This is a genomic window from Bacillus sp. DE0042 (genome assembly GCF_007680225.1).
GTDB lineage: Bacteria > Bacillota > Bacilli > Bacillales > Bacillaceae_G > Bacillus_A > Bacillus_A wiedmannii.
In genome coordinates this window covers 1-274 of record NZ_VEJP01000040.1, presented here as the reverse complement: position 1 = coordinate 274, position 274 = coordinate 1, and the positions used below count along the sequence as shown (strand labels likewise).

Here is a 274-nt window from a genome sequence, read left to right as displayed (position 1 = left end):
CGGTAGCAGTTTTATCTTTTAGAACCAGCTTTCCATCTTGCTTTGTAAAAGTAAGGTCAATACGTGAGATATGTGTTTCATATTTATCTGGTTCTGTAATAATGACACCATTTACAACTTCTTTTTTAACAAGTTTATGCATATGAGCTGCAAAAATAGCGCTTAGTTCCGGACAAGCATTCGCAATATCTTGAACACCAGTACCAGGGATTCCATTCTCATTTTCTAGTCCCATATGCATAACACCTACCATTACATCTACTTTACCTTCTAA

1 pseudogene is annotated in these 274 nt (G+C 35.8%); it reads right to left on the bottom strand.

Annotated features, from left to right (window positions below):
* Positions 1–274: pseudogene (locus tag FS802_RS30745) on the bottom strand (bifunctional metallophosphatase/5'-nucleotidase); the annotation flags it as partial.